The 26,755-nt window shown below is 72.8% G+C and carries 22 protein-coding genes; 9 read left to right on the top strand and 13 right to left on the bottom strand.

What is annotated here, in order from left to right:
• Nucleotides 1-85 precede the first annotated feature (85 nt).
• Nucleotides 86-1,759, top strand: a complete 1,674-nt coding sequence (locus PV682_RS32860) for an RNA polymerase sigma factor (RefSeq protein WP_319735422.1) — start codon at nucleotides 86-88, stop codon at nucleotides 1,757-1,759.
• 36 nt (nucleotides 1,760-1,795) lie between these two features.
• On the opposite strand, the gene PV682_RS32855 is transcribed toward PV682_RS32860, so the two are convergent.
• Both PV682_RS32855 and PV682_RS32850 read right to left on the bottom strand, forming a co-directional pair.
• A complete protein-coding gene (locus tag PV682_RS32855) occupies nucleotides 1,796-2,482 on the bottom strand; it encodes a glycerophosphodiester phosphodiesterase (protein WP_319735411.1) in 687 nt (228 codons plus the stop codon).
• Nucleotides 2,483-2,786: 304 nt separating this feature from the next.
• Nucleotides 2,787-3,839 (bottom strand): adenosine deaminase, encoded by a 1,053-nt coding sequence (locus tag PV682_RS32850; RefSeq protein ID WP_319735410.1) that lies wholly within the window; start codon nucleotides 3,837-3,839, stop codon nucleotides 2,787-2,789.
• 302 nt (nucleotides 3,840-4,141) lie between these two features.
• Between PV682_RS32850 and PV682_RS32845 the strand changes: the two genes are divergently transcribed.
• Complete coding sequence (locus PV682_RS32845; RefSeq protein WP_319735409.1) at nucleotides 4,142-5,572, top strand: DUF4190 domain-containing protein; 1,431 nt, start codon at nucleotides 4,142-4,144, stop codon at nucleotides 5,570-5,572.
• 632 nt (nucleotides 5,573-6,204) lie between these two features.
• Here PV682_RS32845 and PV682_RS32840 read toward each other — a convergent pair.
• Complete coding sequence (locus PV682_RS32840) at nucleotides 6,205-6,762, bottom strand: NADAR family protein (protein WP_319735408.1); 558 nt, start codon at nucleotides 6,760-6,762, stop codon at nucleotides 6,205-6,207.
• Between the two features lie 241 nt (nucleotides 6,763-7,003).
• On the opposite strand from PV682_RS32840, the gene PV682_RS32835 reads away from it, so the two are divergent.
• The 6 genes from PV682_RS32835 (at nucleotide 7,004) to PV682_RS32810 (ending at nucleotide 13,455) form a co-directional block, all read left to right on the top strand.
• A complete protein-coding gene (locus tag PV682_RS32835) occupies nucleotides 7,004-8,524 on the top strand; it encodes a gamma-aminobutyraldehyde dehydrogenase (protein WP_319735407.1) in 1,521 nt (506 codons plus the stop codon).
• Nucleotides 8,525-8,560: 36 nt separating this feature from the next.
• Nucleotides 8,561-9,811 carry a polyamine ABC transporter substrate-binding protein gene (locus tag PV682_RS32830; RefSeq protein ID WP_319735406.1) on the top strand — a complete coding sequence of 417 codons (1,251 nt, stop codon included), beginning with the start codon at nucleotides 8,561-8,563 and terminating at the stop codon, nucleotides 9,809-9,811.
• Between the two features lie 5 nt (nucleotides 9,812-9,816).
• Nucleotides 9,817-10,977 (top strand): ABC transporter ATP-binding protein, encoded by a 1,161-nt coding sequence (locus PV682_RS32825; RefSeq protein WP_319735421.1) that lies wholly within the window; start codon nucleotides 9,817-9,819, stop codon nucleotides 10,975-10,977.
• Nucleotides 10,977-11,909 (top strand): ABC transporter permease, encoded by a 933-nt coding sequence (locus tag PV682_RS32820; RefSeq protein WP_319735405.1) that lies wholly within the window; start codon nucleotides 10,977-10,979, stop codon nucleotides 11,907-11,909. The genes PV682_RS32825 and PV682_RS32820 overlap by 1 nt, the downstream gene beginning before the upstream one ends.
• Complete coding sequence (locus PV682_RS32815; RefSeq protein WP_319735404.1) at nucleotides 11,910-12,701, top strand: ABC transporter permease; 792 nt, start codon at nucleotides 11,910-11,912, stop codon at nucleotides 12,699-12,701.
• 301 nt (nucleotides 12,702-13,002) lie between these two features.
• Nucleotides 13,003-13,455 (top strand): bifunctional DNA primase/polymerase, encoded by a 453-nt coding sequence (locus PV682_RS32810; RefSeq protein WP_050369349.1) that lies wholly within the window; start codon nucleotides 13,003-13,005, stop codon nucleotides 13,453-13,455.
• Nucleotides 13,456-13,581: 126 nt separating this feature from the next.
• Here the strand turns inward: PV682_RS32810 and PV682_RS32805 are convergent, their stop codons facing one another.
• The 10 genes from PV682_RS32805 to PV682_RS32760 form a co-directional block, all read right to left on the bottom strand.
• Nucleotides 13,582-15,177: a PucR family transcriptional regulator gene (locus tag PV682_RS32805; RefSeq protein WP_319735403.1), complete on the bottom strand. Its 1,596-nt coding sequence runs from the start codon at nucleotides 15,175-15,177 to the stop codon at nucleotides 13,582-13,584.
• A gap of 80 nt (nucleotides 15,178-15,257) precedes the next feature.
• Complete coding sequence (locus PV682_RS32800) at nucleotides 15,258-16,346, bottom strand: cytochrome P450 family protein (protein ID WP_319735402.1); 1,089 nt, start codon at nucleotides 16,344-16,346, stop codon at nucleotides 15,258-15,260.
• A 13-nt stretch (nucleotides 16,347-16,359) separates the two neighbouring features.
• Nucleotides 16,360-17,220: an SAM-dependent methyltransferase gene (locus PV682_RS32795; RefSeq protein WP_319735400.1), complete on the bottom strand. Its 861-nt coding sequence runs from the start codon at nucleotides 17,218-17,220 to the stop codon at nucleotides 16,360-16,362.
• A complete protein-coding gene (locus tag PV682_RS32790; RefSeq protein WP_319735399.1) occupies nucleotides 17,217-18,848 on the bottom strand; it encodes an AMP-binding protein in 1,632 nt (543 codons plus the stop codon). Before PV682_RS32790 ends, PV682_RS32795 begins: the two co-directional genes overlap by 4 nt.
• Nucleotides 18,845-19,114 carry an acyl carrier protein gene (locus PV682_RS32785; RefSeq protein WP_109364355.1) on the bottom strand — a complete coding sequence of 90 codons (270 nt, stop codon included), beginning with the start codon at nucleotides 19,112-19,114 and terminating at the stop codon, nucleotides 18,845-18,847. Before PV682_RS32785 ends, PV682_RS32790 begins: the two co-directional genes overlap by 4 nt.
• A 29-nt stretch (nucleotides 19,115-19,143) precedes the next feature.
• Complete coding sequence (locus PV682_RS32780) at nucleotides 19,144-19,590, bottom strand: ferritin family protein (RefSeq protein WP_319735398.1); 447 nt, start codon at nucleotides 19,588-19,590, stop codon at nucleotides 19,144-19,146.
• Nucleotides 19,591-19,692: 102 nt separating this feature from the next.
• Nucleotides 19,693-20,343 carry a hypothetical protein gene (locus PV682_RS32775; protein WP_319735397.1) on the bottom strand — a complete coding sequence of 217 codons (651 nt, stop codon included), beginning with the start codon at nucleotides 20,341-20,343 and terminating at the stop codon, nucleotides 19,693-19,695.
• A gap of 53 nt (nucleotides 20,344-20,396) precedes the next feature.
• Complete coding sequence (locus tag PV682_RS32770; protein ID WP_319735396.1) at nucleotides 20,397-21,644, bottom strand: cytochrome P450 family protein; 1,248 nt, start codon at nucleotides 21,642-21,644, stop codon at nucleotides 20,397-20,399.
• Between the two features lies 1 nt (nucleotide 21,645).
• Complete coding sequence (locus PV682_RS32765) at nucleotides 21,646-22,494, bottom strand: alpha/beta fold hydrolase (RefSeq protein ID WP_319735395.1); 849 nt, start codon at nucleotides 22,492-22,494, stop codon at nucleotides 21,646-21,648.
• Nucleotides 22,495-22,565: 71 nt separating this feature from the next.
• A complete protein-coding gene (locus PV682_RS32760) occupies nucleotides 22,566-25,124 on the bottom strand; it encodes a type IV secretory system conjugative DNA transfer family protein (RefSeq protein ID WP_319735394.1) in 2,559 nt (852 codons plus the stop codon).
• Nucleotides 25,125-25,401: 277 nt separating this feature from the next.
• On the opposite strand from PV682_RS32760, the gene gabT reads away from it, so the two are divergent.
• The gene (gene gabT, locus PV682_RS32755) at nucleotides 25,402-26,736 is read left to right on the top strand and encodes a 4-aminobutyrate--2-oxoglutarate transaminase (RefSeq protein WP_319735393.1); all 1,335 of its coding nucleotides are present in this window, start codon (nucleotides 25,402-25,404) and stop codon (nucleotides 26,734-26,736) included.
• The last annotated feature ends 19 nt before the right edge of the window (nucleotides 26,737-26,755 follow it).

The following is a 26,755-nucleotide window of genomic DNA, read 5'->3' as shown; positions in this document are numbered from 1 at the left end:
TCCCCGCCTCCCTCGCCCCGTCCCCTCCTGTGATCCCCGACATTGCCAACGGCCCGCCCCCGGCTGAAAAGGTGCTGGTATGAGAATGGAAGCGGACGGCCGAGCCCGGCGTGCCGGTGGTGACTGGGCCGGTGTGATCGCCGCCGCGCAGGCCGGTGACCGGCGGGCGCTGGACGAACTGGTCCAGGTCTGGCTGCCGCTCGTCTACAACATCGTCGGCAGGGCGCTGAACGGACACGCGGACGTCGACGACGTCGTGCAGGAGACGATGCTCAGGGCTGTCGGCAACCTCGGCGCGCTGCGCGATCCGGACAGCTTCCGCTCCTGGCTCGTCGCGATAGCCATGCGCCAGATCCGCGACCGGGCCCGCCGCCGCACCCCGCCCCAGCGCCTCGACGAGAACGACCCGCACGACAGCGCGGACTTCGCCGAACTGACCGTCCTCAGGCTCCAGTTGGAGGGACAGCGCAAGGAAGTCGCCGAGGCCGTCCCCTGGTTGGACCCGGAGGACCGCCAACTCCTGTCCCTGTGGTGGCTGGAGGTCTCCGGCGACCTCACCCGGCGCGAACTCGCCGCGGCGCTGGGCATCAGCCGCCAGCACGCGGCCGTACGGGTCCAGCGCGTGAAGGAACGCCTGGAGGTCTCCAGGGGAATCGTCCGCGCCCTCGACGGCGCCTGCCCCAACCTCCGTGATCTGACCGCCCGTTGGCACGGCCGCCCCGACTCCGTCTGGCGCAAACGCCTCGCCCGGCACATCCGGGGCTGCGCCTACTGCGGCGACACCCGCGAACCCGTCGTCCCCGCCGAACGCCTCCTCGTCGGCATCGCCCTCGTCCCCGTCCCGGTCGGCTTCACCCTCTCCCTCGCCCTCGGCGGCAAAACGGCCGCCGCGGCGACCGGAGTCGGCTGGTCCGCGAAGGTCGTGGGAGCGCTCACCAAACCGGCCGTCGCGATGACCGCGGGCGCGACCCTGGTGGCGGGCGGCGCGTACGTCGTCGTCCAGACCCCGGACGACCCCCCGAAACATGCCGTCGTGATCCCCACCGCCGGGACGACCCCCACCCCGGCCCCCCTCAACTCCCCTTCCCCGTCCCCGAGTCCGAGCGCCACCCCGACGGAGGAGACGGCGGTGTACGGCAGCGTCGTGGACGCCGTCGACACCGCGCCCGACCCCGACACCCCACCGGGGAGCCTTCCTCGGCGCCCCGCGTCCGGCGTCACGAGCAGCGGTGGCGCCAAGGCGGTCATGCAACACCGGGGCGACCACGTGGACTTGACCGGCCAGGGGTACGTTCTCGTGCGCTGGCAGATCTCGCCCAGGTCCCGTCCGGGCGCACTGGTCATGCCCAGTTGGACCGGTCTGAAGGGCAAGCTGTTCCACGTCGCCTCGGCCGGCGGACGCCGCATGGACGACCCGCTGGCAGGCGCCCCCGACGGCTACGCGACCGGCATGGGCGGCCCCGCCATCGGCTACGCCGTCCTCCCCGCCGGCACCCAACAGATGTGGCAGAACGAGTACTTCTACCTCGACGGCTCCGTCACCCTCACCGTCAACGAACGCGGCGCCGACTACGGCATCATCGTCTTCCCCGCCGCCCGCGAGGAGATCGAGAAGGACCTCCGGTACGGGCCGCCGCAGGGCGCCATCCGCTACGGCATGGTCCGCGACACCGGGTCCGACGACACCCCCGTCCCCCAATACGCCACACGAACCACGCCGGTTGACCCGGCGACGGTCCCTCAGTGGTCCGCCCTGTGAACGTCCGCCCAAGTCGCCGTCCCCGGCCGCGACTTGCTACTCCCCGCCTCTCAACCCGTGCAGCAGGTCGATCCTGTTGGTGGTGATCGAGTCGACCCCCAGGTCGATCAGGCGGCGCAGGGAGCGGGCCGTGTCGGGGGTCCAGGCCGACAGGAGGTGGCCGTCCCGGTGGACGCGTTCGGCGAGAGGGCGATCGACCAGTGAGAAACGGTAGTTGAGCCAGCGGGGGCGGATCGCGGCGAGGAGAGCCGGGCGGATCGGCGCGAGGGACGTGTGCGTGAGGGCGATCTCGGCGGACGGGTCGGCGCCGCGCACCGCGAGCATCGCCCGGGCGTCCGCGCAGTAGTAGACGCGGTCGGCGGCACCGGCCTCGCGGACCGCGTCCACGACCCGCCGCGCGACCCGCACGTCCCGCGTCCCCGGCAGGTCGACCATCACCCGGGCGCCCTCCGTCGCGGCGAGCGCCTCCACCAGCGTCGGCACGCCGCCCTCCGTCATGCCCCGCACCTCCGCTGCCGACAGCGACCCCAGCGGCCGGTCGACCTCCCAGAGCCGGCCCAGCGTCTCGTCGTGCAGCAGGACCGGAACGCCGTCCCTGGTCAGCCGCACATCGATCTCGACCGCGTCCGCGCCACGCGACAGCGCGGAACGCAGCGAGTCGAGGGTGTTCTCCCGGAACCGGTAGGGGTCGCCGCGGTGGGCCACGGCCGTCAGGGTCTGCATACGGCCATTGTCACGGGAGCCGAAGCCTCACGGCACGCGGGGCTCGCGGGGGCGGGCGGAGGGCTTTGGGGCGGGTGGGGTGGTGGGGCCGTGAGCGCTCACGGGCACGCTCACGGCAACGTTCACGGGCACGGTCACGAGAGCGCTCACGGCAACGCTCACGTGAGCGTTCCCGGCACCGTTCCCGGCAACGTTCACGTGAGCGCTCACGGCGTCAGCGACTCACGGCGTCAGCGACTCACGGCGTCAGCGACTCACGGCGCCGCCCGCTCACGCCGCCCGCCCGCTCACGCCGCCCGCCCGCTCACGGTGCCAGCCACTGCGCCGTGTACGTGTCGATCTCGTCCTTGATCCGCGTCTTCCCCGCCTCGTCGAGGAACGACGCCTCGACCGCGTTCTTCGCGATGCCGGCGATGCCGCGCTCGTCGAGGTCGAGGAGGCGGGCGGCGACGGCGTACTCGTTGTTGAGGTCGGTGCTGAACATCGGCGGGTCGTCCGAGTTGACCGTGACCAGCACGCCCGCGCGGACGAACTCCTTGATCGGGTGCTCGTCGAGGTGCGCGACCGCGCGCGTGGCGATGTTCGAGGTCGGGCAGACCTCCAGCGGGATCCGCTCGGCGGCGAGGTGGGCGAGGAGTTTCTCGTCCTGGGCGGAACTCGTGCCGTGGCCGATGCGTTCAGCACGTAGGTAGGTCAGGGCGTCCCAGACCGTGCCCGGTCCCGTCGTCTCCCCCGCGTGCGGCACCGAGCGCAGGCCCGCGGCGATAGCGCGGTCGAAGTACGGCTTGAACTGCGGCCGGGGCACCCCGATCTCCGGCCCCCCGAGGCCGAAGGACACGAGGCCCTCGGGGCGCAGCCGGTCGTCCGTCGCGAGCCGGACGGTCTCCTCCGCCGACTCCAGCCCCGCCTCGCCCGGAATGTCGAAGCACCAGCGCAGGACGGTGCCGAGTTCCTTCTCCGCGGCCTTGCGCGCGTCCTCGATCGCGTCCATGAACGCCTTCGCGTCGATGCCGCGCCGGGTCGAGGAGAAGGGGGTGATCGTCAGCTCGGCGTACCGCACCTGCTGGCGGGCCAGCTCCCGTGCGACCTCGTAGGTCAGCAGGCGGACGTCCTCCGGGGTGCGGATGACGTCCACGACCGACAGGTACACCTCCACGAAGTGCGCGAAGTCCGTGAAGGTGAAGTAGTCGGCGAGCGCCTCGGGGTCCGTCGGCACCTTCGCGTCCGGGTGCCGGGCCGCCAGCTCCGCGACGATCCTGGGCGACGCGGAGCCCACATGGTGAACATGGAGTTCGGCCTTGGGCAGACCGGCGATGAACGCGCGCAGGTCGGGGGATGCGGGTACGGCGTTGCTCATGAGTCCCTCCGGGACAGCGCCTCCGGGGAGACCCCGGGCGCGGGTGATCGGCTGATCGGTTCCCGATCATCCTAGGCGGGGACTGTGCGGAAGGAGGGGGGATTTAGCATGGGCGGGACGGGAAAGAGGGGGCCGGCGCCATGACGGAGAACACGCGGGACGGACGGGAGGACGAGGCCTCCCCGGAGGGTTGGGGGAGGGGCGCGGGAGCGTCCGGGCCGGGGGCGACCGAGGGGCGCGCGGGCGGTGGAGCGGTGTCTGAAGGGGATGCGGCTGTCGGGGGCGGGGTGCCCGGAGCCGCGGTGACCGACGGCGGGGCGCGTTCCGGCGGGCCGCGCGACGCCGGTTCCGTGGACGGGTGGCCCGTCGAGGCGGTTCCCGAGGGCGACGGGGTTCAGGACAGAGTTCCGGCGCCCGGCCCGTGGGCGCCTCCGGCGGAGGGCACGCGAGCTTCGGCGGGTGCGGCGGAGGAGCAGGCCGCGAGGCCGGACGCGGCGACGCCTCCGCTCGCCAGCGGTACGCCGGACACGGTGACACCCCCGCCGGGTACCGCGATACCGGACAGCACGACACCCCCGTCCACCCCCTGGGCGCCACCCGCCGAGGGCACATTCGGCTCGGGCGTCCCCCTCGGCCCACCGCCGGCGGTGGAGGAACGGTGCGCGACAACACCGGAGCCGAAGCCTTCACCGACACCCACGATCCACGACGGCCCCGGGACCCCCGCGTACGCCGCTGCCGGCCCGGCGAACGATGACGCCGCAGCTTCCGCGTACGACGGTTCCGCGCCCTCGGCGAACGGCGGTGCCGCCGCGCCCGCGTACGGAGGGTCCGAGGCTTCTACGGACGACAGCTCCGTACCTCCGGCGGACGGCGGTGCCGCAGCGCCCGCCTACGACGGCTCCGTGCTCCCCGCGCACGACGGCTACACGCCCCCGGCGAAGGACGGTGCCGCAGCGCCCGCGTACGACGCTCCCGCAACCCCCGCCTACGACAAGACGCCCCCGCCCGCCGACCAGCCCCCGGCCCTTTCCCCGCACGACCACCGGACGGTCACCTCCTCCCCGGCCCTGGCCCCAACTCCTCAGCCGTGGCCCGACCCGTTCGCGGCTCCGCCGAACAACGCCCCGCCCGCAAACGTTCCGCCCGCCGACACCCCGCCCTTCGCTCAACCCCCCGGCCCCTACGCACCCCCCAACGCCTTCGCGCCACCCACCCTTCAACCCCCCACCGGTCACGTCCCCCCACCCCCCATAGCCCCGGACGGCCCAGGCCCGACCCCCTACGGCTACCCGGCCGCCTACGCCTACCCCGCGCCCTACGCCACCCCACCGGCGCCGGGCGGCGGACCGTTTCCCGGCCCCCAGGCCCCCGGCATGCCGGGCGTCGGAACACCAGGTCCCGGAATGCCCGCCCCGGGAGTGCACACTCCCGGCGTCCCCAACCCCGGCGGCTTCCCCGCCCCGCCCTACTACGGCTGGCCCGGCACACCCCCGAGCAACGGCCTGGGCACCTCCGCCATGATCACCGGCATCCTCGCGGCCCTGGGGTTCTGCCTCTGGCCGGTGGCGTTCGTGCTCGGCATCCTGGGCGTTGTGCTCGGCATCCTCGGCCGCCGCAAAGCGGCCAGGGGCGAGGCGACGAACGGCGGCCACGCGCTGGCGGGGATCATCTGCGGAGTCGCGGGGACCTTGCTGTCGGCGGGCTTGGCGGTAGTGGTCATCACGACCTGATGAGACCGGCGAAGCCCCGCCCACGCCCCGAGACGAACGCTCCCCGGGACAGACCTCCGAACGCCTCCCATGAACACGCCGGGCGACCAAGGAGCCAGGTGACCGGCGTCCGGGCGGCCGGGCAAGCCGGCGCTCCGGCGACTCCGTTGGCTTCGGGTGCCGAGGTGCGGATTCGTAGCCGGAAGACACGCGCGCGGGAGCAGGCGGCCGATCGCCCGCCAAGTTGACGGCCCGGTGCTTCACGGGCTCTGCGAGCCTTGGGCGTTGATGCGTGGATTGACGGCACGTGCGCGACTGGCAGTCGACCCGGCGAGCCCGGCGCCCGGCGAGTTGACGCCTCGGCGCTTCACCGGCTCCGCGAGCCCGGGCACCAAGGCGTGGATGCGTAGCCACAAGACCCGTACGCGCCCGACCGGCAGGCAGCCCGGCAACTTCACGACCCCCGGGCACCGAGGTGCGGAGCCGTAACCGGAAAGCACCTGCACGCGCCACCAGGAAGAAACCGGCCCGCGTCGAGGACAGGTGCGGGGGACAAACCCCCGACGCGCGCGCCGCCCTGAAGAAGGCCCCCTGCCCCACCACCAAGACGTACGACGCCCTCACGGCAAACGAGCCCCACCCCAGCAGCCCCCTCACCCCACCCTCCCCCGAGCCTCCATCAACGCGAACCCCAGCAGATTCAACCCCCGCCACCGCTCAGGATCCCCCGCCCCCGCATCCCGAGCCGCAAGACCGATCCCCCAGACCCGGTCCAGGGGACTCGCCTCCACCAGCACCCGCTCCCCCGTGCCGACCAGGAAATCCCGCAAGCCCGGATCGCTCCGGAACTTGTGCACGCTCCCCTCGACGACGATCCGGAACCGCTCGCGCACCCACACGCCCTCGTCGAACCCCCGGACAAGCCGCCCGGCGTTCTTCGCGACGGACGGGTGTCCGGCGGCGAGGACGGCGGCCTCGGCCTCCGTGTCACCGAAGAGGCGGGCCTTCTCGGCCATCATCCAGTGCTCGGCGGTCGGGTAGCGCACCCCGTCGACGGTGAACGGCGACTCCCACCACTGGCTGAGGCACCCGGCCCCGACCCGCCCGTCGGAACTCGGCCGGTGCCCCCAGAAGTGCAGGTACTTGACCTTGCCCCCCGCCCGGAGGGCCCGCACGAGCGCCTCCCGAGAATCGATCTTCTCCACACCCATGCCCTCCACATCAACCCCCTCGACCTCCGTACCCGAAGCATCGCAGCCACCACCGACAACCCACCCCCGTTTTCCCCCACCCCCACCCACCCCCTCGACAGATTCCGTCGCGTAACCAAAAGGCAACAACGGAATCACTTGTTGGTACACCACACCTCTGTCAGGATCGGCACTCAAATCCGACCAGAGCTACGCCCCCGAGTCGAACACCGAGACAGGGGCGAAGACGGAGGAACACGGCATGCGAGACACCTCACCCGAGCTGGAACGTTTCTCCCAGGGTGCCCAGTACATCGCAGGCCGCCTCACCCCAGGCACCTCCTCCACGACCCACACGATCACCGACCCGGCGACGAACACCCCCGTCCTGACCTACACCCCGGCCTCGGCGCAGGACGTCGACGCGGCGGTGGCCGCGGCGCGGGCCGCGTTCCCCGCCTGGGCCGGTGCCACTCCCGCGGAGCGGTCGGACGCGCTGCACCGCCTCGCGGAGACCCTGGCGGACCGTGCGGAGCACCTCGCGCGGGCGGAGTCGCTCCAGTGCGGCAAACCCCTGCGGCTGACGCGGGAGTTCGACGTGCCCGGCACGATCGACAACACGGCGTACTTCGCGGGCGCGGCCCGCCACTTGCAGGGCCAGTCGGCGGGGGAGTACTCGGCGGACCACACGTCGTACGTGCGCAGGGAGCCGATCGGCGTGGTCGGCTCGATCGCGCCCTGGAACTACCCCCTCCAGATGGCCGCGTGGAAGATCCTCCCGGCGATCGCGGCGGGCAACACGATCGTGCTGAAGCCCTCGGAGCTGACGCCCCTGACGGCGCTGATGTTCGCGCGGGCGGCGACGGACGCGGGCATCCCGGACGGCGTGGTGAACGTCGTCAGCGGCACGGGAGCCGAGGCGGGGGAGCACCTCGTGGCGCACCCGGACGTCGCGATGACGTCGTTCACGGGCTCGACGGCCGTGGGGAAGCACATCGCGCGGGTCGCGTCGGAGACGGTCAAGCGGGTCCACCTGGAGCTCGGCGGAAAGGCCCCGTTCGTCGTGCACGACGACGCCGACCTGGAGGCCGCGGCCAACGGCGCCGTCGCGGGCGCGCTGATCAACGCCGGCCAGGACTGCACGGCGGCCACGCGCGCGTACGTACAGAGGCCGCTCTACGACGCGTTCGTGGAGCGGACGGCGGCGCTGATGGAGAGTGTCCGGCTCGGGGACCCCTTCGCGGACGGCACGGACCTCGGCCCGCTCATCACGCGCGCGCACCGGGACCGGGTCGCGGGTTTCGTCGACCGCGCGCGTGCGTACGCGCGGGTGGTCACCGGAGGGGCCTGCCCGAAGGACAGGGACGGCGCGTACTATCTCCCCACCCTGATCGCGGACGCCCCGCAGGACAGCGAGATCGTCCGGTCCGAGATCTTCGGCCCCGTCCTGGTGGCCCTGCCCTTCGACGGCGACGACGAGGGCATCGGGCTCGCGAACGACACCCCGTACGGTCTCGCGGCGTCCGTGTGGACCCGGGACGTGTTCCGGGCGAACAGGGCCACCAGGGAGCTGCGCGCGGGGTGCGTGTGGGTCAACGACCACATCCCGATCGTCAGCGAGATGCCCCACGGGGGGTACCGGCAGTCGGGCTACGGCAAGGACATGTCACCGTACTCGTTCGAGGAGTACACCCAGATCAAGCACGTCATGTTCGACAACACGGCGGCGGCCCGCAAACCCTGGCACCGCACGGTGTTCACAGGTGGCCCGGAAAGCCGCTGAGTCGACCGTCGTCCGTCCGGAAGGGGCAGCACGCGCATGGAGCAGTACGAGCCCGACGACCGCCTGTCACCGGCCCAGCTCGCGGCCATGAGGCGCAGCCTGCGCAGCGGCCGGGCCGCGCTGACCCGGCGCTCGCTGCTGCGCGCCTCGACGGGCGGCGCGCTGGGCCTGGCCGGTCTCGGGACGCTGAGCGCCTGCGGCATCCCGGCCGCCGGGAAGACCGAGGGCGGCACGTCCGCCGACGACCGCTCGGCGAAGGAGAAGACCGTCACCTTCTCCAACTGGACCGAGTACATGGACGTCGACGACAGCGGGAAACGGCACCCCACGCTCGACGCGTTCACCAAGCGCACCGGGATATCCGTCCGGTACACGGAGGACATCAACGACAACAGCGAGTTCTTCGGCAAGATCAAGCCGCAGCTCGCCGCGGGCCAGGACACCGGCCGCGACCTGATCGTCCTCACCGACTGGCTCGCCGCGCGCCTGATCCGCCTGGGGTGGGTCCAGAAACTGGACGCGTCCCACCTGCCGCACGCCTTCGCCAACCTGTCCGCGCAGTTCCGCACGCCCGACTGGGACCCGGGACGGGCGTACTCGTACCCCTGGCAGGGCATCTCGGCGGTCATCGCGTTCAACAAGAAGGCGCTCGACGGGGTCGAGGTGACGTCGGTGTCCGACCTCCTCGACAACCGCAAGCTGAAGGGCAAGGTCGGCTTCCTCACGGAGATGCGCGACAGCGTCGGCATGACCCTGCTGGACATGGGCAAGGACCCGGCGAGGTTCACGGCGGACGACTACGACGCGGCCATCGCGCGCCTCCAGAGGGGCGTCGACAACGGCCAGATCCGCCGCTTCACCGGCAACGACTACACCGCCGACCTCACCAAGGGCGACCTGGCCGCGTGCATCGCGTGGGCGGGTGACGTCGTCCAGCTGAAGGCGGACAGCCCGGACGTCGATTTCGTCATCCCCGACAGCGGCTACATGACGTCCAGCGACAACCTGCTGATCCCCAACAAGGCGCGCCACAAGACGAACGCCGAACGGCTCATCGACTACTACTACGAGCCCGGACCGGCCGCCCAGCTCGCCGCGTACATCAACTACGTCTGCCCGGTGGACGGGGTCAAGGACGCGCTGGCGAAGATCGACCCGGACGCGGCGGACAATCCGCTGATCATCCCGGACAAGGCGATGCAGGCCAAGTCGCACTCCTTCCGCTCGCTGAGCGCGAGCGAGGAGACCGCATTCGAAGCGAAGTTCGCGAAGCTCACTGGGGCGTGACGACGATGACAGACAACAGCGGCGACGTCCGCCTGACCGGCATAGGCAAGACGTACGGCGCGTTCACCGCCGTGCACCCGCTCGACCTGACCGTCCCGCAGGGCTCGTTCTTCGCGCTCCTCGGGGCGTCCGGCTGCGGCAAGACGACGACCCTCCGGATGATCGCGGGCCTGGAGGAGCCGACCAGCGGCACCGTCCGCCTCGGCGACCAGGACGTCACCCGCCTGCCGCCCCACAAGCGGCCCGTGAACACGGTCTTCCAGTCGTACGCCCTCTTCCCGCACCTCGACATCTACGAGAACGTCGCATTCGGCCTCAGACGGCGCGGGATCAAGAGCGTGAAGAAAATGGTCGACGACATGCTGGAACTCGTCCAGCTAGGCGAGCAGGCCCGTAAACGGCCCCACCAGCTCTCCGGCGGCCAGCAGCAGCGCGTCGCCGTCGCCCGCGCCCTCATCAACCACCCCAAGGTGCTCCTCCTCGACGAACCCCTCGGCGCCCTCGACCTGAAACTGCGCCGCCAGATGCAACTGGAGCTCAAGCGCATCCAGACCGAGGTCGGCATCACCTTCGTGCACGTCACGCACGACCAGGAGGAGGCCATGACGATGGCCGACACGGTCGCCGTGATGAACGCGGGCCGCGTCGAGCAGCTCGGCTCCCCGGCCGACCTGTACGAGAACCCGCGCACGACGTTCGTCGCGAACTTCCTCGGCACCTCCAACCTCATCGAGGCCGAGGTCGACACCAAGAACGGCGACGACATCGTCCTCAAGGCCGAGGACGGGCGCCTCGTCCTGCCCGCGTCCCGCTGCCCGGCCCCGGCCACGCCCGGCGGCCGGCTCCTCGTCGGCGTCCGCCCCGAGAAGGTCGCCCTCGCGCACGCGCACGAGGCGTCGACCGTCCCGCAGGGCCGCAACCGGCTGCGCGGGACGATCGCCGACGCCAGCTTCATCGGCGTGTCGACGCAGTACGTGATCCGTACGGCCGTCTGCCCCGAGTTCGCGGTGTACGTCCAGAACGTCGACCGGGACGAGCGCCTGACACCCGGCGCCGAAGTCGTCCTGCACTGGACCCCGGCGCACACCTTCGGCCTCGACGCCTCCCAGTCCCCGCTCGCTGGGACAGTGGGCTCCGCGGGCACCGAGGAAGAGACGGTCGTCTGATGGCGGCCACCCTCACCGAACCGGCACCCGCCCCCGAGCCCGAAACCGAGGCTCCCGCGCGCGTGCGCAGAAAAGGCCGCTGGACGCCGTACTGGCTGCTGCTGCCCGGCATCCTCTGGCTGCTCGTGTTCTTCGCGCTGCCGATGATCTACCAGGCGTCGACCTCCGTGCAGACGGGCTCCCTGGAGGAGGGCTACAAGGTCACCTGGCACGTCGCGACCTACTGGGACGCCCTCCAGGAGTACTGGCCGCAGTTCCTGCGCTCGGTCCTGTACGCCGCCGCCGCGACCGTCCTGTGCCTGGTCCTCGGCTACCCGCTGGCCTACCTGATCGCGTTCCGCGCGGGCCGCTGGCGCAACCTGGTCATGATCCTGGTGATCGCCCCGTTCTTCACCAGCTTCCTGATCCGCACGCTCGCCTGGAAGACGATCCTCGCGGACGGCGGCCCCGTCGTCGGCGCCCTCGACACCCTGCACGTCCTGGACGTCACCGGCTGGCTCGGCTGGACGGCCGGTGACCGCGTCCTCGCGACGCCTCTCGCGGTCGTGTGCGGGCTGACGTACAACTTCCTGCCGTTCATGATCCTGCCGCTCTACACGTCCCTGGAGCGCATCGACGGCCGCCTCCACGAGGCCGCCGGGGACCTGTACGCGCGCCCGTGGACGACGTTCTGGAAGGTCACCTTCCCCCTGTCGATGCCGGGGGTGGTCTCCGGGACGCTGCTGACGTTCATCCCGGCGTCCGGCGACTACGTCAACGCCGAACTCCTCGGCTCGACCGACACCCGCATGATCGGGAACGTCATCCAGACGCAGTTCCTGCGCGTCCTGGACTATCCGACGGCCGCCGCGCTGAGTTTCCTCCTCATGGCCGCGATCCTTTTCATGGTCACGTTCTACATCCGCCGTTCCGGGACGGAGGACCTCGTCTAGATGTCCTGGCTCAAACGTCATCTCGTCGTCATCGCCGGATTGTGCACCCTGGCCTATCTGCTGCTGCCGAATGTCGTCGTCACGGTCTTCTCCTTCAACAGACCCAGAGGCCGTTTCAATTACGAGTGGCAGAGCTTCTCCCTCGACGCGTGGAAAGACCCGTGCGGTGTCGCCGGAATGTGCGGATCGCTCTCCACGAGCCTCCAGATCGCGTTCTGGGCGACCCTCGGGGCGACGGTCCTCGGCACGCTGATCGCCTTCGCGCTGGTCCGCTACCGGTTCCGCGCACGGGGCGCCGTCAACTCGCTGATCTTCCTGCCCATGGCGATGCCGGAGGTCGTCATGGCGGCCTCACTGCTCACCCTGTTCCTCAACATGGGCGCCCAGCTCGGCTTCTGGACGATTCTCATCGCCCACGTCATGTTCTGCCTGAGTTTCGTCGTGACGGCCGTCAAAGCACGCGTCATGTCGATGGACCCGCGCCTCGAAGAAGCCGCCCGCGACCTCTACGCCGGACCGGTGCAGACATTCCTGCGCGTCACCCTCCCCATTGCCGCCCCCGGAATCGCGGCGGGCGCGATGCTCGCCTTCGCGCTCTCCTTCGACGATTTCATCATCACCAATTTCAACGCCGGTTCGACCGTCACGTTCCCCATGTTCGTCTGGGGTTCCGCACAGCGCGGAACGCCCGTCCAGATCAACGTCATCGGCACGGCGATGTTCCTCGTCGCCGTCCTCCTCGTGCTGGTCTCCATGGCCGTCGGCAGACGCCGTAGCAGGCACCGGGTTTGACGTCCACGCGATCCGGGTAGCGCAGTCGCCGCTTCTGCGCCGACTGCGGTACGGCCCCTCCCGCGCGCGTGGCGTACGGCACCGGACCCGGCGGGGCCGCACCCGGCCCTCCCGCCAGCAAGCGCGCCGAACAGGCCGGGGTCGTGCTCACCGGCGCGCGCGGGAGCGGACGGCGGTGTGTGATCCGGTTCACTCCGGACAGGTCCCCGAACTCGCGTAATGCTCACCGGGAAACCTCCCTCTCTTCCTCGTGACGCCACCGCGTCGACGACGGAACACGACAGAAAGGGAGGTCATCTCGATGACTGGGGCCAAGACTGCGGTCGAATGGCTGGCATCCGTCGCACCCGACCCGGACGCCTGCCGGTGGGAGTGGGAGCGCAACCCCCTCGGGGTCGCGCTGCTGCCCGCCGGGCGCGCCTGGGACGTGCTGATCCTGCCGGGCGAACTCGGCCGTCCGACCCTCGACATCCTCACCCGCATCCTCGACCGGCCCGGCCCGGTGCTGGTCGACTTCGGCGACAACCGCATGGGCTTCTTCGTGCCGCCGGGCACGGCCGCGCGCTGGCTCGGCACCGGGATCCGCAGCGCGGGGAACGGCACCTGGATCGTCGTCCCGTACCCGGGCCGCTCCACCGGCGCCGTCCGCTGGCTCGTGCCACCGGACGGCACCGGCACGCTGAACGACCCCGCGCTCCTCGAACTCGCCATGCACGAGGCCGCCGCCGGGCTCGCGGCGGGGGAGGACGGGTGATCACGGGCTGACCGGTCCGCGAGCACACCTCCGCGTCCCCCATTCCGGGGAGGGTGCCCGCGCGTGAACACGGACGTCGGCCGCCCGTGCGGCCGACACGGCCGTACCCCTGCGACGGTCGTACCCCTACGAGCCGGCCGTCGCCTTGAGCGCCAGCCACAGCTCCATCCGCACGTCCGGGTCGTCCAGGGAGCGGCCCAGGATCTCCTCCACGCGGCGCATCCGGTAGCGCAGCGTGTGCCGGTGCACTCCGAGATCGGCGGCGGCTGCGTCCCACTGGCCGTGCCGGGAGAGCCACGCGCGCAGCGAGGCGACCAGGTCCCCCCGGCCCGTCGCGTCGTGCTCGTGCAGCGCCCGCAGGAGACCGTCCGAGAACGCCCGCACGGCGTCGTCCGCGAGGAGCGGCAGCACCGAGCCGGACGCCAGCTGGTCGTGCTCCACGAAGGCCCTGCCCCGGCGCCTGGCGACCGAGAGGGCCTGCTCGGCCTGCTTGTGGCCCACCGCGGCCGTACTGGGCCCCGCCGGACCCGACAGGCCGATCACCAGGTCGTGGCCCTCCGGCGACCGGTCCGCCTCCACCTCCGCCGCGTACTCCACCGTCTCCACGAGCACCCCGCCGCCGTCCACCGCGACGACCACGAGCCGCCCGCCCTTCGGGACGGCGAGGACCGGCTCGGCCACGCGGGCCGCCACCGACTCCAGGGCCTCCGCGAACTCCGCCAGCGGCCCCTCGTCGTCCGCCGCGCGTGCGCGGGACGACGATGCTGCGGCCGGCACGCGCGCGCCGGGGCCCGGTTCCGCGACGATCACCCGGAACGGCGCGTCCAGCAGGCCGGCGTACAGATCGCCCGCCACCGCGCGCGCGTGGTCCGGTTCGCCCGCCAGGAGCATCCGCAGGACCGCAGCGCCGATGCGCTGCTCGGCCGCGCGCAGGGAACGGGAGCGTTCCGTCGTCAGGGTGAGCAGGGCGATCGCCGAGTGGACGGCGTACCGCTCGGCCGTGCCCGGGGCGGTGGCCGTGCCGACGGCGAGCGCCGCGCGCGGGCGGCGGCCGGTGCCCAGGGAGTGCAGCTCCACCCGGTCCTCGCCGTCGATCACCGAGGACACCGGGGCGGGGCGCTCGCGCAGGCGCGCGACGTCCACCGTGAGGCGGGCCGCCCTGCGCCACGCCCACTCCGGGGCCGCCGCGACGACCGCGCCCGACGCGTCGTACAGGGCCGCCCAGCCGTCCACGTGGGCCGCCAGCGCCGTCAGCAGGCCCTCGGGGCCCGGGGTGAGGGCCTGGCGCGTCAGCTCGCGCTGGGCCGCGAAGCCGTCCGTCACCGCGCGGTACTGGTCCGCCGCGATCGCCGCGGAGACCGCCTTGCTGATCGCGATGAACGGCGTCCTGCGCGGCACTTCGAGCAGTGGCAGCCCCTCCGCGCGGGCCGCCTCCACGAGCGCCTGCGGGACGTCCTCGTAGTTGACGCCCACCGCGAACCCCAGCCCCACCACACCCGCCTCCACCAGCCGCCGTACGTACCGGCGCATCGCCGCCGGGTCCTCGGCGTCCAGCTTCAGCGCCGTGATCAGCAGCAGCTCCCCGCCCTCCATGTACTCCACCGGGTCCGGCAGCTCGCTCACATGCGTCCACCGCACCGGCACGCCGAGCTTGTCCTCGCCCGCGCGCACGACGAGCTTCAGCGCGGAGTGGTGGACGAGGGAGGCGAGGGTGGGGGGCATGGTGCCTTCAGACGCGAGGAGGTCGGGAGCAGTGCCGATTGTGCCTCAGCGACCCGGCCGCGCGGCCCCTGGAGGCGCGGTCACCACTCGACGAGCAGCCGGGACAGGCCGCGCGTCGCCAGGCCCTCGTGCCACACCACGGCGTCCTGCCGGGGCGACAGGCGCAGGGCGGGGAAGCGGTGTCGCAGGCGGGCCAGGGCGGTCCTCAGCTGGAGGACGACCAGCGGGGCGCCCAGGCAGCGGTGGGGGCCGTGCCCGAACGTGAGGTGCGGGGCGTGGCGGGCGTCCTGGTTGCAGTGCAGCAGCGAGCCGACGACGGCCTCCCCGCGCCGTACCGCCGTCCCGCCCAGGACGAGGTCCTCGACGGCCACCCGGGGGAAGCTCAGGGGCGTCGACGGCGACCTGCGCAGCGACTCCTCCCACGAGCCGCCCCCGGTGAGCAGGTCGAGCACCGCCAGGCCCAGCTGGTGCGCGGTCGTCTCGTACCCGGCCATGAGCAGCGCCAGCCCGAGGTTCACCGACTCGGCGCGGGAGACCTCCCCCGCCTCCTCGGCCCGCACCAGCGCGCTCAGCAGGTCCGGTCCGGGCGCCGCGCTCTTCGCGGCGAGCAGCGCGGACATGTACCTGGCGAGCGTCAGGACGTGGCGGCCCCTGCCGCGCACCCCCTGAGGCGTCATCCCGAACAGGGCCCGCACCGCGCCCTCGAACAGCGGCCGGTCCGCGACGGGTACGCCGAGCAGGGCGCCCAGCGCGACCATCGGCAGCGGCGACGCGTACCCGCCGATCAGGTCGGCGCCAGGACCCGCCGCCTCCATCCGGTCCAGCAGGCTGTCGGCGGCCTCCTCGACCACCGGCCCCCGCGCGGCGACCCGGGGCCCGGTGAACGCCCCTGCGGCGATCCGGCGCAGCCGGGCGTGGTCGGCGCCGTCCAGGCTCATGACCGAGTTGGGCGAGAGGTCGACGGACCCCCACTTCGGGGCGTCGGGGCGGGCGGCGGCGGCCCTGCTGAGGCGCGGGTCGGCGAGCGCGGCACGCCCCACGGCGTGGTCGGTGACCAGCCACATGGGGTCGCCGGTGGGCATCCGCACCCGCGCGACGGCCCCGCACGGCGTTGCGGCGAGGAAGGGCGGCAGGGGGCCGATCCCGCGAGGGTCGAAGACGCCGGGCATGGTGGCGGGCTCCTCAGCTGCTCGGGCCGGACGCCCCGGGCACGTCGGGCGTCAGCCGTACGTGGGCCGCGTACTGCGTCGGCCCGCTGATCCGGACCCCGCCCGACCGGACGAGGTCCTTGAGGCGCCGCGGCAGGCCGTCGTCGAAGCGGATGCCGTCCGGCACCGGGACCCCGGCCGCGCGCATCGGCCACTCGATCTCGCGGCAGGTGGTGCTGAGCCAGTCGAGGACCGCCGACCCGCCGGGGCCCGCCACCGGCGTCCAGGTGATCACCTCCGGGCCCGGGAGACCGGCGTCGAGGAACGTCCGGGTGAGGCGGGGCCCGAAGTCGGGGACGGCGCCCGCCGCCCGGAAGGGGGCGGGCCACAGCGCGTAGTACCGGTCCCACTCCGGCAGCGGCGGCTCGGACGGCGACGTGTTCGTGAAGTCCATCTCGTGCAGGACGACGACGCCGCCCGGCTTCAGCAGGGAGGCCAGCCGGCGCAGCACCGACGCGGGATCGGGCAGGTACATGAGGATGTACCGGCCGACCAGGACGTCGAACGTCTCCGGCCACGTGAAGTCGCCGAGGTCCGCGGCCTCGTACCGCACCGAGCCCGCCAGACCCGCCTCCCGCGCGCGGGCGCGGGCGTCGCGGACGCTCCCGGGGTCGCGCTCGACCCCCACGACGCGCCCGGTCGGCCCGACCAGACGGGCCGCCAGCAGGGCGACGTCGCCAGGGCCCGAGCCGATGTCCAGGACGCTCGCCCCCGGCCGCACCCCGGCCGCGCGCAGGGCCCGCTCGGTGAACGGCGAGACCGCCGCGTCCTGAAGCGCGAGCCGCCGCCGCTCGCTCTCGGAGTGCCCGAGCAGGTAGGCGCCGCCGCGCGTCACGAGGTGACCCCCAGAGTGCGTTTCTCCAGGGACGCGGGGCGGCGTATCGCCTTGCCGCTCGACGTACGGGCGATGGAGCCCCGGCGCACGAACACGATCTCGTCCGGCGTAATACCCAACTCGGCCATCACGCGCGCGCGGATACGGCCCGTCGCGTCCCGGCGGCTCGCAGCGTCCCGCCGCGTCGTCTCGACGACGAGCCCGAGCCTGCCGCCCTCGTCGGTGCGGATCTGCTCGGCCAACACGCCGTGGACCGAGATCCCGGGCGTGTCGCGTACGACGGCCTCGATGTCGCTCGCCCAGTGGTTCGCGCCGAACACGATGATCACCTCCTTCGTGCGGCCCACGACGTACAGCTCGCCGTCGTGCCGCAGCCCCAGGTCGCCGGTCGCCACCCAGCCGCCCGGCAGCAGCAGGCGACGGCTCTCCTGCGGGGCCCGGTCGTACCCGGTGGCGGTGACGGACGCCCCCCTGACCTCGACGGCCCCGACCGTGCCGTCCTCGGCGGGCGCGCCGTCCGCCGCGGTGAGCCGGATCTCCGTACCCAGCACCGGCGTTCCCACACCGACCAGTTCGCGGTACGGCCCGGCGCCGGGCGGCACCGGCACGTACCGGCCCCGGTGGAGCTCGTCCCGGTCGGCGCGCAGCACCTTCGCCGGGCGGCCGACCGGGGGGAGGGTGACCGCCAGGGTCGCCTCCGCCAGCCCGTAGGCCGGCAGGAACACGTCCTTCGCGAGTCCGGCGGCGGCGAAGCGCCCGGTGAAGGCGTCCTGGAGGCGCCGGTCGACCGGCTCGGCGCCGTTCACCGCGATCCGCCAGCGGGACAGGTCGAGCCCGTCCGACGGCCGTACGCCGCGCCGCAGGACGTACCGGTAGCCGGAGTCCGGGGCCATCGTGAACGTGGCGCCCAGCCGCCCCATGGCCGCGATCCACCCGTTGGGGTCGCGCAGGTAGTCCTCGGGCGTCAGCAGATGGATGGAGACGTCGTGCAGCAGCGGCGTCAGGAACGAGCCGATCAGCCCCATGTCGTGGAAGAGCGGCAGCCAGGCGCAGCCGACGTCGGACGGGGTGAGCCGGGTGCCGTGGGCGATGGCGGCGACCCCGGCGGCCACGTTCCCGTGGCTCAGCACGACCCCCCGGGGCTCGCTGCCGGTGCCCGACGTGTACTGGACCACCGCCGGGTCCGACGCGGTCCGCGCGACGTACGCCGTCCCCGGCTCGGCCACCTCCGCCACCGGCAGTACGCCGATCTCCGCACCGAGCTCCGGCAGCAGCCCCGGCGCCGCCAGCACCGTACGCACGCGCGAGCGGCGCAGGGCCGCCGCCGTACGCCGTACGTACGCCTCGGACGACCCGAAGGGCACCGGACCCGGCAGCGGCACCGCGACCGCGCCCGCCGCGCGGACGCCGAAGAACGCGCGCGCGAAGTCCACCGACGTCGGCAGGACCAGCGCGACCCGCTCGCCGGGCTCCACCCCGCGCGACAGCAGCCCCGCCGCCACCCGCCCCGCCTCGGCGAAGAGGTCCGTGTACGGCAGGAACTCGCCGTCCCGGCCCCGGCGCAGCACGTGCAGGCCCCGCCCGGACCGCCGCCCGGCGACCTCGCCGAGCGCAGCGAACAGGGTCACGGCATGGGCTCCGCGTCCGTGATCAGCCCGGAGACCGCCGCCACGAACTCCCGTACGGTGCTCGTCTCGAAGACGATGTGGTCCTCCACCTCGATGCCGTAGTGCTGCTCGATCTCCAGCACGATCTGGAGCGCGTGGATCGAGTCGAAGCGGGGCAGGGAGCGCAGGTCGGCGGCCACGTCCACCTCCTCGACGGGGACGCGCAACTGCTCGGCGACGATGCGGCTGACGGTGTGTTCGATGTCGGTGACACGCAGCGGTGACATGGCGTGGGGGGTCCTGTTCTGTGACGTGGTCAGGGTCGGCGGGGCAGGGCGCGGAGCTTGGCCTTGATGTCGCGCGGGGTCTCCAGCGAGTCGTCGTCCGCGAGGAGCCGGACGATCGACATCACCTTGGCGTCCGCCGAGTCCACCGAGTCGTGCTGGATCGTCTCGATGCGGCGGATGCCGGCCGAGGACGTGGAGTGCGGGTAGAACAGGCCCGCCGGATGCTTGACGCCGCCGCGCCGGTCCGCCAGCCAGATGTAGGCCATGCTCAGGGCGGCGGTCCGGGCGGCCGGGTCGCCGTCGCACAGCTCCCGCAGGAACACCGAGAACGCCCGGCAGTGCCGGGCCTCGTCGCGGGCCAGCAGGCGCCAGATCTTCCGGATCACCGGCTCCGGCGCGTGCGCCGCCAGCGCCTTGTACAGGGCGGAGGCGCGCGACTCCGAGATGACGTTCATCATGAGCGTCGCCGAGCGCACGTCGCCCTGCGGGTACGGCTCGCGCTTGTACAGCGCGTGCTTCGAACGGAGCTTGACGCCGATCCGGTCCAGGTAGCGGGCCTGGACCAGCGAGTGCCGGGACTACTCCGCGCCCCACTGGAGCGCCCAGGACGAGAAGCTCGCCTCGCCCTGCCACTCGCGCAGGAAGTTGTGGGCGCCGGGCAGGGTGCCGAACTCGATGACCGCCGCCTCGGTGAGGAAGTCCACCGTCCGCTCGTCCAGCAGGCCGCGGTCGATGCGGTCCAGGTCCACCTCGGTCCAGTCCCAGCGGGTCGTCTCGAACCAGTCGAAGATCCGGTTGAACGTCATGTCGAGGTAGTAGTCGGTGTACAGGTCGTCCGCCATCAGCGCGCGGTGCGCCCGCAGGGCCAGTTCGACCGAGGCGGTCAGCCCGCCGGGCGCCACCTCCGAAGGCCGCACGATGTCCTCGACGTCCAGCGCCTCCGCCCAGCCGGGCACCGGGCCCGCCGTACCGGGCTCGACGACGTACACGCGGGTCCGGTCGAACCGCGCGTGCGCGCGCAGGGCCCGCACGGAGGGCAGCGGCTCGGCGTCCGCGTCGATCCACACCGCCGCGAGGTCGGACGACGGGTCGAACTCGTGCAGGTAGCGCCGCCAGTCGGCGTGCGCCGGGCGGTCCACGGCGACGTCGCCGAAGGCGGGGACGGTGAGTTCCTCGGCGGGGCGGGCGGCGGTGGTGGGGGCCAGCAGGGCGATTCTGGGCGTGGTCACGAGGAGCGTCCTCTCTGGTGGGCTGCCGCGTCGGCTCTGGCGGTCCGGCCGCGTCAGCGCGCCCCGGTGCTCGCGGCCGGGCCGAGGAGCAGGGGCAGCTCCTCGATGCTGTTGCTGACGAACGACGGCACGGGCCGCACCGTCCAGGTGCCCGGCGGCGCCGGTCGGACCCCGGGGAAGCGGGTGAAGAACCCGGCCAGCGCCGTTTCCAGCTGGAGGCGCGCCAGGTGGACGCCGACGCAGAAGTGCGGGCCGTGCCCGAAGCCGAGGTGACCGGCCTGCCTGCGGCGGACGTCGAACCGGTCCGCGTCCGCCCCGTGGTGCTCGGGGTCGCGGCCCGCCGAACCGAACGACGCGAGGACGGCCTCGCCCCGGCGGATCGTCTCCCCGCCCACGACGACGTCCTCGACCGGGTAGCGCATCGGGAACTGGTTCACCGCGCCGTTCCAGCGCATCGTCTCCTCGACCACCGCGCTCCACGGCACCTCCCCGGCGCGGGCGGCGGCGAGCTGCTCGGGGTGGGTGAGCAGGGCGTGGCAGGCGTTGACGAGGACGTTGATGACGCTCTGGTGGCCCGCGAAGAACATCAGCAGGATCATGCCGTGCAGCTCGCTGTCGCTGAGCCGGTCGTCCCCCGCCCTGCGCGCCGTCAGCAGCGCGCTGATCAGGTCGTCCCCGGGGGAGTCGCGGCGCTCCGCCACGATCTCCCGCAGCAGCGCCTCGATCCGCGCGTCGGTCTCCAGGACCTGTTCGGGGGTGTTGGTCGTCCGGGTCTGCATCCCGGTCAGCACGTGCAGCAGCCGCCGCTTGGGCCGCGGGACGCCCAGCAGGTCCGAGATGACGGCGGTCGGGATCGGGTAGGCGAACGCCTTGCGGAAGTCCACCGGCCGGTCCGCGGGCCGCGCGGCGAGCCGGTCGAGGAGCGTGTCCACGAGCCGCTCCACGCCCGGGCGCATGGCCTCCACCCGGGCCGGGGTCAGCGCCTGGTCGACCAGCCCGCGCAGCCGCCGGTGGTCGGCGCCGTGCGCGTTGATGACGCTGTCGGTCGAGACGAAGCCGATCAGCGGCCAGCCGTCCGGCACCTCGCCGCGCTCCGCCGCACCCCAGTGCGCCATCCCCTTGGCGAACCGGGGGTCCGTCAGCACCCGGCGCAGGTCGTCGTGGTGCGGAATCGCCCACGCCCGCACATCGCCGGGGAGCCGGACCGGTACGGCTCTGCCCGCCGCCCTCAGGCGCGCGTTCTCCGCGTGCTGATCCGAACCGTCCACGTCCAGTGCGAACGGGCATTCCGTCGAATCCACTTCACCCCTCCTGGGGAAGCGCGACGAGCCGGGATTCTTCCGCCGCCGAGAAGCGCGCCACGTCGGCGCCGAATTCTTCGTACGCGTGGAAAAGGAATCCGTGCCCGGTGCCGGGATAGATCTTCAGCGTGGAATGCGGCAGGTGTTCCGCGAGAACGGCGCCTTTCCCGGCGGCGACCATGATGTCCCCTTCGCCGTGGGCGACGAAGGCCGGCTGGGTGATCGACGCGAGGTCCCGGACGGCCGACGGGTCGGGTGCTCCCCAGGCCGCCGCCGCTTCCAGCTGGGCCCGCCAGGAGGGCTCGGCGACACCCGCGCTCGGGCCCGCCCGGCGGACGTACGCGACGCCCCGCGCGCGGCCCTCCGGAGTCGGCGGGAAGAACAGGTGGACCAGATCCTTGGGGCTGACCTGGTCCTTCGTGATGATCGAGCGGACCCGCCCCTGCGCGGCGAGATCCTCGCCCGAGCCGCGCGGGGAGGTGCCGGCGAGGATCAGGCGGCGCACGAGGTCCGGGCGGGCGCACGCCAGGGCCTGGGCGACGTAGCCGCCGAGGGAGAAGCCGAGTACGTCGATCCCGGTCAGGCCCAGCGAATCCGCGAACGCGGCGATTCCGTCCGCCATGGCCGCGACCGTGTTCGGGGTCGTTCCGCCGGAGAGGCCGATGCCCCGGTTGTCCGCGACGATCACCTCACGGTCCGCCGCGAGCCTTTTCAACAGGGCCGGGTCCCACAGGCCGAGGTCGGCGCGGAAATGCGACAGAAGTAACAGGGGTGGGATTTTTCCGGGGCTGCCCAGCCGGACGTACGCGTAACGGCAATTGTCGGAGGAGAGGGTGAAGAGCTTTTCCATGAAAAACCCTTCTTCGCTCCGACAGGGCTGATAACAAAACGGTAACCCTGTCGGTGATCGTGTGTCAACGATCAGTATTGGACAGCGACTTGGCTCCGTCGCAGGTCCACCAGCATCGGCGGCGCGTGCTCGCCGGTCACGCTCGTCAGGGACAGCACCGCGTGGCCCGGCGGCACCTCGTGCGCGAGTTGCGACGCCGACCAGCGCTCCCGCTCGACCTGCCGGACGGTCACCGCGTCCGTGGTGACCGCCTTGCCGGTGACGAGTTTGCGCAGGGCGTGGATCGCGCGGGTCATCGGCTGGTCGGCGAAGACCGTGTGCTTGGCGACCTCCGTCGTCTCGACCCACTCCGTGCCCCACGTCTGGGCGAACCGGTTGCCGTCCCACGTCGTGACACCCGCGTACGCCATCCGGCACCCCACGGCACCGTACAGCGGCCCGTGCAGGGCCTCCGGGACGTCACCGACGCTCCGCAGCGCCAGCACCACGCCCGCGTCGCGCGACCGCAGGCGCTGGATGTGCCGCACCGACTCCGCGGTGACCGTCCCGGTCGCGTCGTCCAGCACGAGGCACGCGAAGTGCGCGCGCCGGTCCTCCCGCACGACCGCGTTGAACTGCGCGAGCACCAGGCGGGTGAGGATCCGCCCGGCCTCCTCGTGCCCGCGCGCGGGGAGGTCGATACGGACGCGGAGGGGGTGGTCGGCGAGGGCGCGCAGGGAGAAGGGGCGGTGGGGGGCGGGGGTGGTGTGCGTGTCGGCGTACTGCGGGGCGCTTCCCGCGCGGTACACGTCAGGGGTGCGGCCGTCGTCCCCGCGCGGGTGGGCGCCGGGGGTGGTGTGCGGCCCGGCCTCGTCGCCATGCCCGTGCGTGTCCCCGCTGCCTCCCAGGAACTCCGCGAACACCGGCCTGCTCAGCAGCGCCAGCCGGTCCGCCAGCGCGCGTCCCGCGTCTCCCGGGGTCCCGGTCTGGCGGATGCGGGCGTCCAGTTCGCGGCGCATGACCTCGTTCCCCGCGAGGGCGTCGCGCAGGGACGCCAGGGCCTCGGGGCTCTCCAGGAGCTCGCGCAGGACCGGGAGGGCCGGGAAACGGCCGTGAGCGGCCCGGTAGGGGCCCAGGAGCTGGGCGAGCGCCGTCGCGGCCTGGGGGGTGGCCAGGTCGCCCACGAGGGCCTCGGAGAGGATCGCGGCGGCCTCGTCGGGGTCGTCGCAGCCGGCGTACGGGTCGAGGTCGTGGACGGAGGCCGGGTCGCCGATGCGGACGACGACGTCGAAGTGGTCGTCGGAGCCCAGCGGCGCGCCCGCGGAGGACACCGCGACGACCGCGCACGCGCCCGTGAGCGCGCGCAGGGCCAGCGATTCGGTCACCGGCTCGATCAGCGTGCGCGTCTTCCCCGAACCCGACGGACCGACCGCCAGCAGCGAGGTCCCCAGCACGTCCGCGCCGAGCGCGGCCCCCGCGTCCCGGTAGGGCACCGGCGCCCGCTCGGCGGACACCCACCGCCCGATCCGCACCTGCCCGGCGAGCAGGTCGTGCACCGCGCTGCGGCGCGGCAGATCGCGCGCGCCCGAGGGATGCGTCCAGGCCGCGCCCCCCTGCCGCAGCACCGTCTCCCGGAACGTCCCCAGCGAGGCGCCCGCGCGCGCGAGGGCGAACGCGTGCTCCACGCGCGCGCAGTCGACGTCGTTCATCCGCCCCGCCGCGACCTCCCCGCTCAGCAGGTCGGCCACCTCGCTCTGCCCGGCGTCCCGCAGCGCGGGCCACTGCGCGCGCGGGCGCTCGACGACGACCTCAGGCGCCACGGAACCCCTGCGCGCGGCCAGCAACTCCTTCGCGTACGGCCACCAGCCCCCGACCTTCGCGAACGGCCACACCACCAGGGCGGTGACCACCGCGTACAGCGAGTCCGTGAAAAGCGCCGAGGTGATCAGGCCGTAGCCGCCGGAGATCAGCACGGTCAGCGAGAACAGGGGTGACACGACCGGCAGCGAGTCCCAGCTCACCAGCGGGAACGCGTCCGGGAACACGAAGCTGAGCACCACCAGGGCCGCGATCAGCGCGTACACCGCGCGCGCGGGCTGCGGACGGCGCCCGATGAAGTGCCGTACGGCGTCCGGCCAGCTCCCCAGCCGGCCCATCGTGTACATGAGGACGGCGAAGAACAGCCCGTCGTACACGTTCCGCGCCTCCACGCCCTCCGTGGTCTTCGCGGAGGCCATCGTCCCGCCCCACCACCAGTCGCCCGGCGTGAACAGGCGCAGCACGGTGAACTGGTAGGGGAACGAACCGCGCCGCCACAGCGACCACAGGACGAGCGCGACGACGAGGGGGATCAGCAGGCCGACGACGGTGACGGGGGAGAGGCGCTCGCTGTCCCGCGAGGCGTCCTTGGGCGGCCGGAAACCGAACCGCCAGATGCCGGGGCGGGCTTCGGGGCGGGGGGTGTCGAGCCACTCGGCGACGGGGCTGGGGGCGCTGGGCCGCTTGTCGTACGCGGGTGCGCCGGGCGCGTGCGTCGGCCTCGGAGGCACTCCTGAGGCTCCCGGGCCTCCCGCGCTCTCCGGGGGGCCCGCCGGGCGCGGCACAGGGCTCGCATGCGTACCGCGCGCGTCCTGCGTCCCGTCGCTGTTCATCGCCCTGCCCCCTGACCAGCCGCTCCGTACACCATCAGCCGTCAATCTAACGCGCCCGCAAAGGGAGTTCACCGCTCCCGCGCCAGACCGCTGCGACACCGCCGTACGCCGTCACTGTCCATGGCGGACAACGCGTCGCCCGGAAGGCGCCCACATGGAGCATGCCCAGCTTGTCGCGCCCGTCCTAACCTGCGAGAAAACGGACGCGGGTACGCGTCACCCCCGCGGGAACCCGCCCGTACGCATCACCCGGTTCGCACCCCCTAGGAGCCCCCCCATGACCGACCTCCCGCAGGAGCGCCGGATCGTCACCGCGATCCCCGGCCCCAAGTCGCAGGAGCTTCAGGCCCGCCGCCTGGCCGCCGTCGCGCAGGGCGTCGGTTCGGTGCTGCCGGTGTTCACCGCGCGCGCGGGAGGCGGGATCGTCGAGGACGTCGACGGCAACCGGCTGATCGACTTCGGCTCCGGGATCGCGGTGACCAGCGTCGGCGCGTCCGCCGAGGCCGTCGTCCGGCGCGCGAGCGCGCAGCTCGCGGACTTCACGCACACCTGCTTCATGGTCACGCCGTACGAGGGGTACGTCGAGGTCGCGGAGGCGCTCGCGGAGCTGACGCCGGGTGAGCACGCGAAGAAGAGCGCGCTGTTCAACTCGGGCGCCGAGGCCGTCGAGAACGCCGTGAAGATCGCGCGGGCGTACACGAAGCGTCAGGCGGTCGTCGTCTTCGACCACGGCTACCACGGCCGGACCAACCTCACGATGGCCCTGACGGCCAAGAACATGCCCTACAAGCACGGTTTCGGGCCCTTCGCGCCCGAGGTGTACCGGGTGCCCGTCGCGTACGGCTACCGCTGGCCCACCGGCCCCGAGAACGCGGGCCCCGAGGCCGCCGCGCAGGCCATCGACCAGATCTCCAAGCAGGTCGGCGCGGACAACGTGGCCGCGATCATCATCGAACCCGTGCTCGGCGAGGGCGGGTTCATCGAGCCCGCGAAGGGCTTCCTGCCGGCGCTGAGCAAGTTCGCCGCCGACAACGGGATCGTCTTCGTCGCGGACGAGATCCAGTCCGGGTTCTGCCGCACCGGCCAGTGGTTCGCCTGCGAGGACGAGGGCATCGTCCCCGACCTGATCACCACCGCGAAGGGCATCGCGGGCGGGCTGCCGCTCGCCGCCGTCACCGGGCGCGCCGAGATCATGGACGCCGCCCACGCGGGCGGGCTCGGCGGCACCTACGGCGGCAACCCCGTCGCCTGCGCGGGCGCGCTGGGCTCCATCGAGACCATGAAGGCCCTCGACCTCAACGCCCGCGCGAAGGCGATCGAGGCGACCATGAAGGCCCGGCTGCTCGCCATGGCCGACAAGTTCGACGTCATCGGCGACGTACGCGGGCGGGGCGCGATGATCGCCATCGAGCTGGTCAAGGACCGGGCCACCAAGGAGCCGAATCCGGAGGCCACGGCGGCTCTCGCCCGGGCCTGCCACCAGGAGGGGCTGCTGGTCCTGACCTGTGGAACGTACGGGAACGTCCTCAGGTTCCTGCCCCCGCTGGTCATCGGTGACGACCTGCTCAGTGAGGGCCTCGACATCATCGAAGGCGCGCTCGCGGCCGTCTGACGGGCGTGTGAAGAACGTG

This window comes from Streptomyces niveiscabiei (genome assembly GCF_033794345.1).
GTDB classification, from domain to species: Bacteria; Actinomycetota; Actinomycetes; order Streptomycetales; family Streptomycetaceae; genus Streptomyces; species Streptomyces niveiscabiei.
Note: the sequence above shows the minus strand (reverse complement) of the source record. Positions and strands in the feature narration are given on the sequence as shown.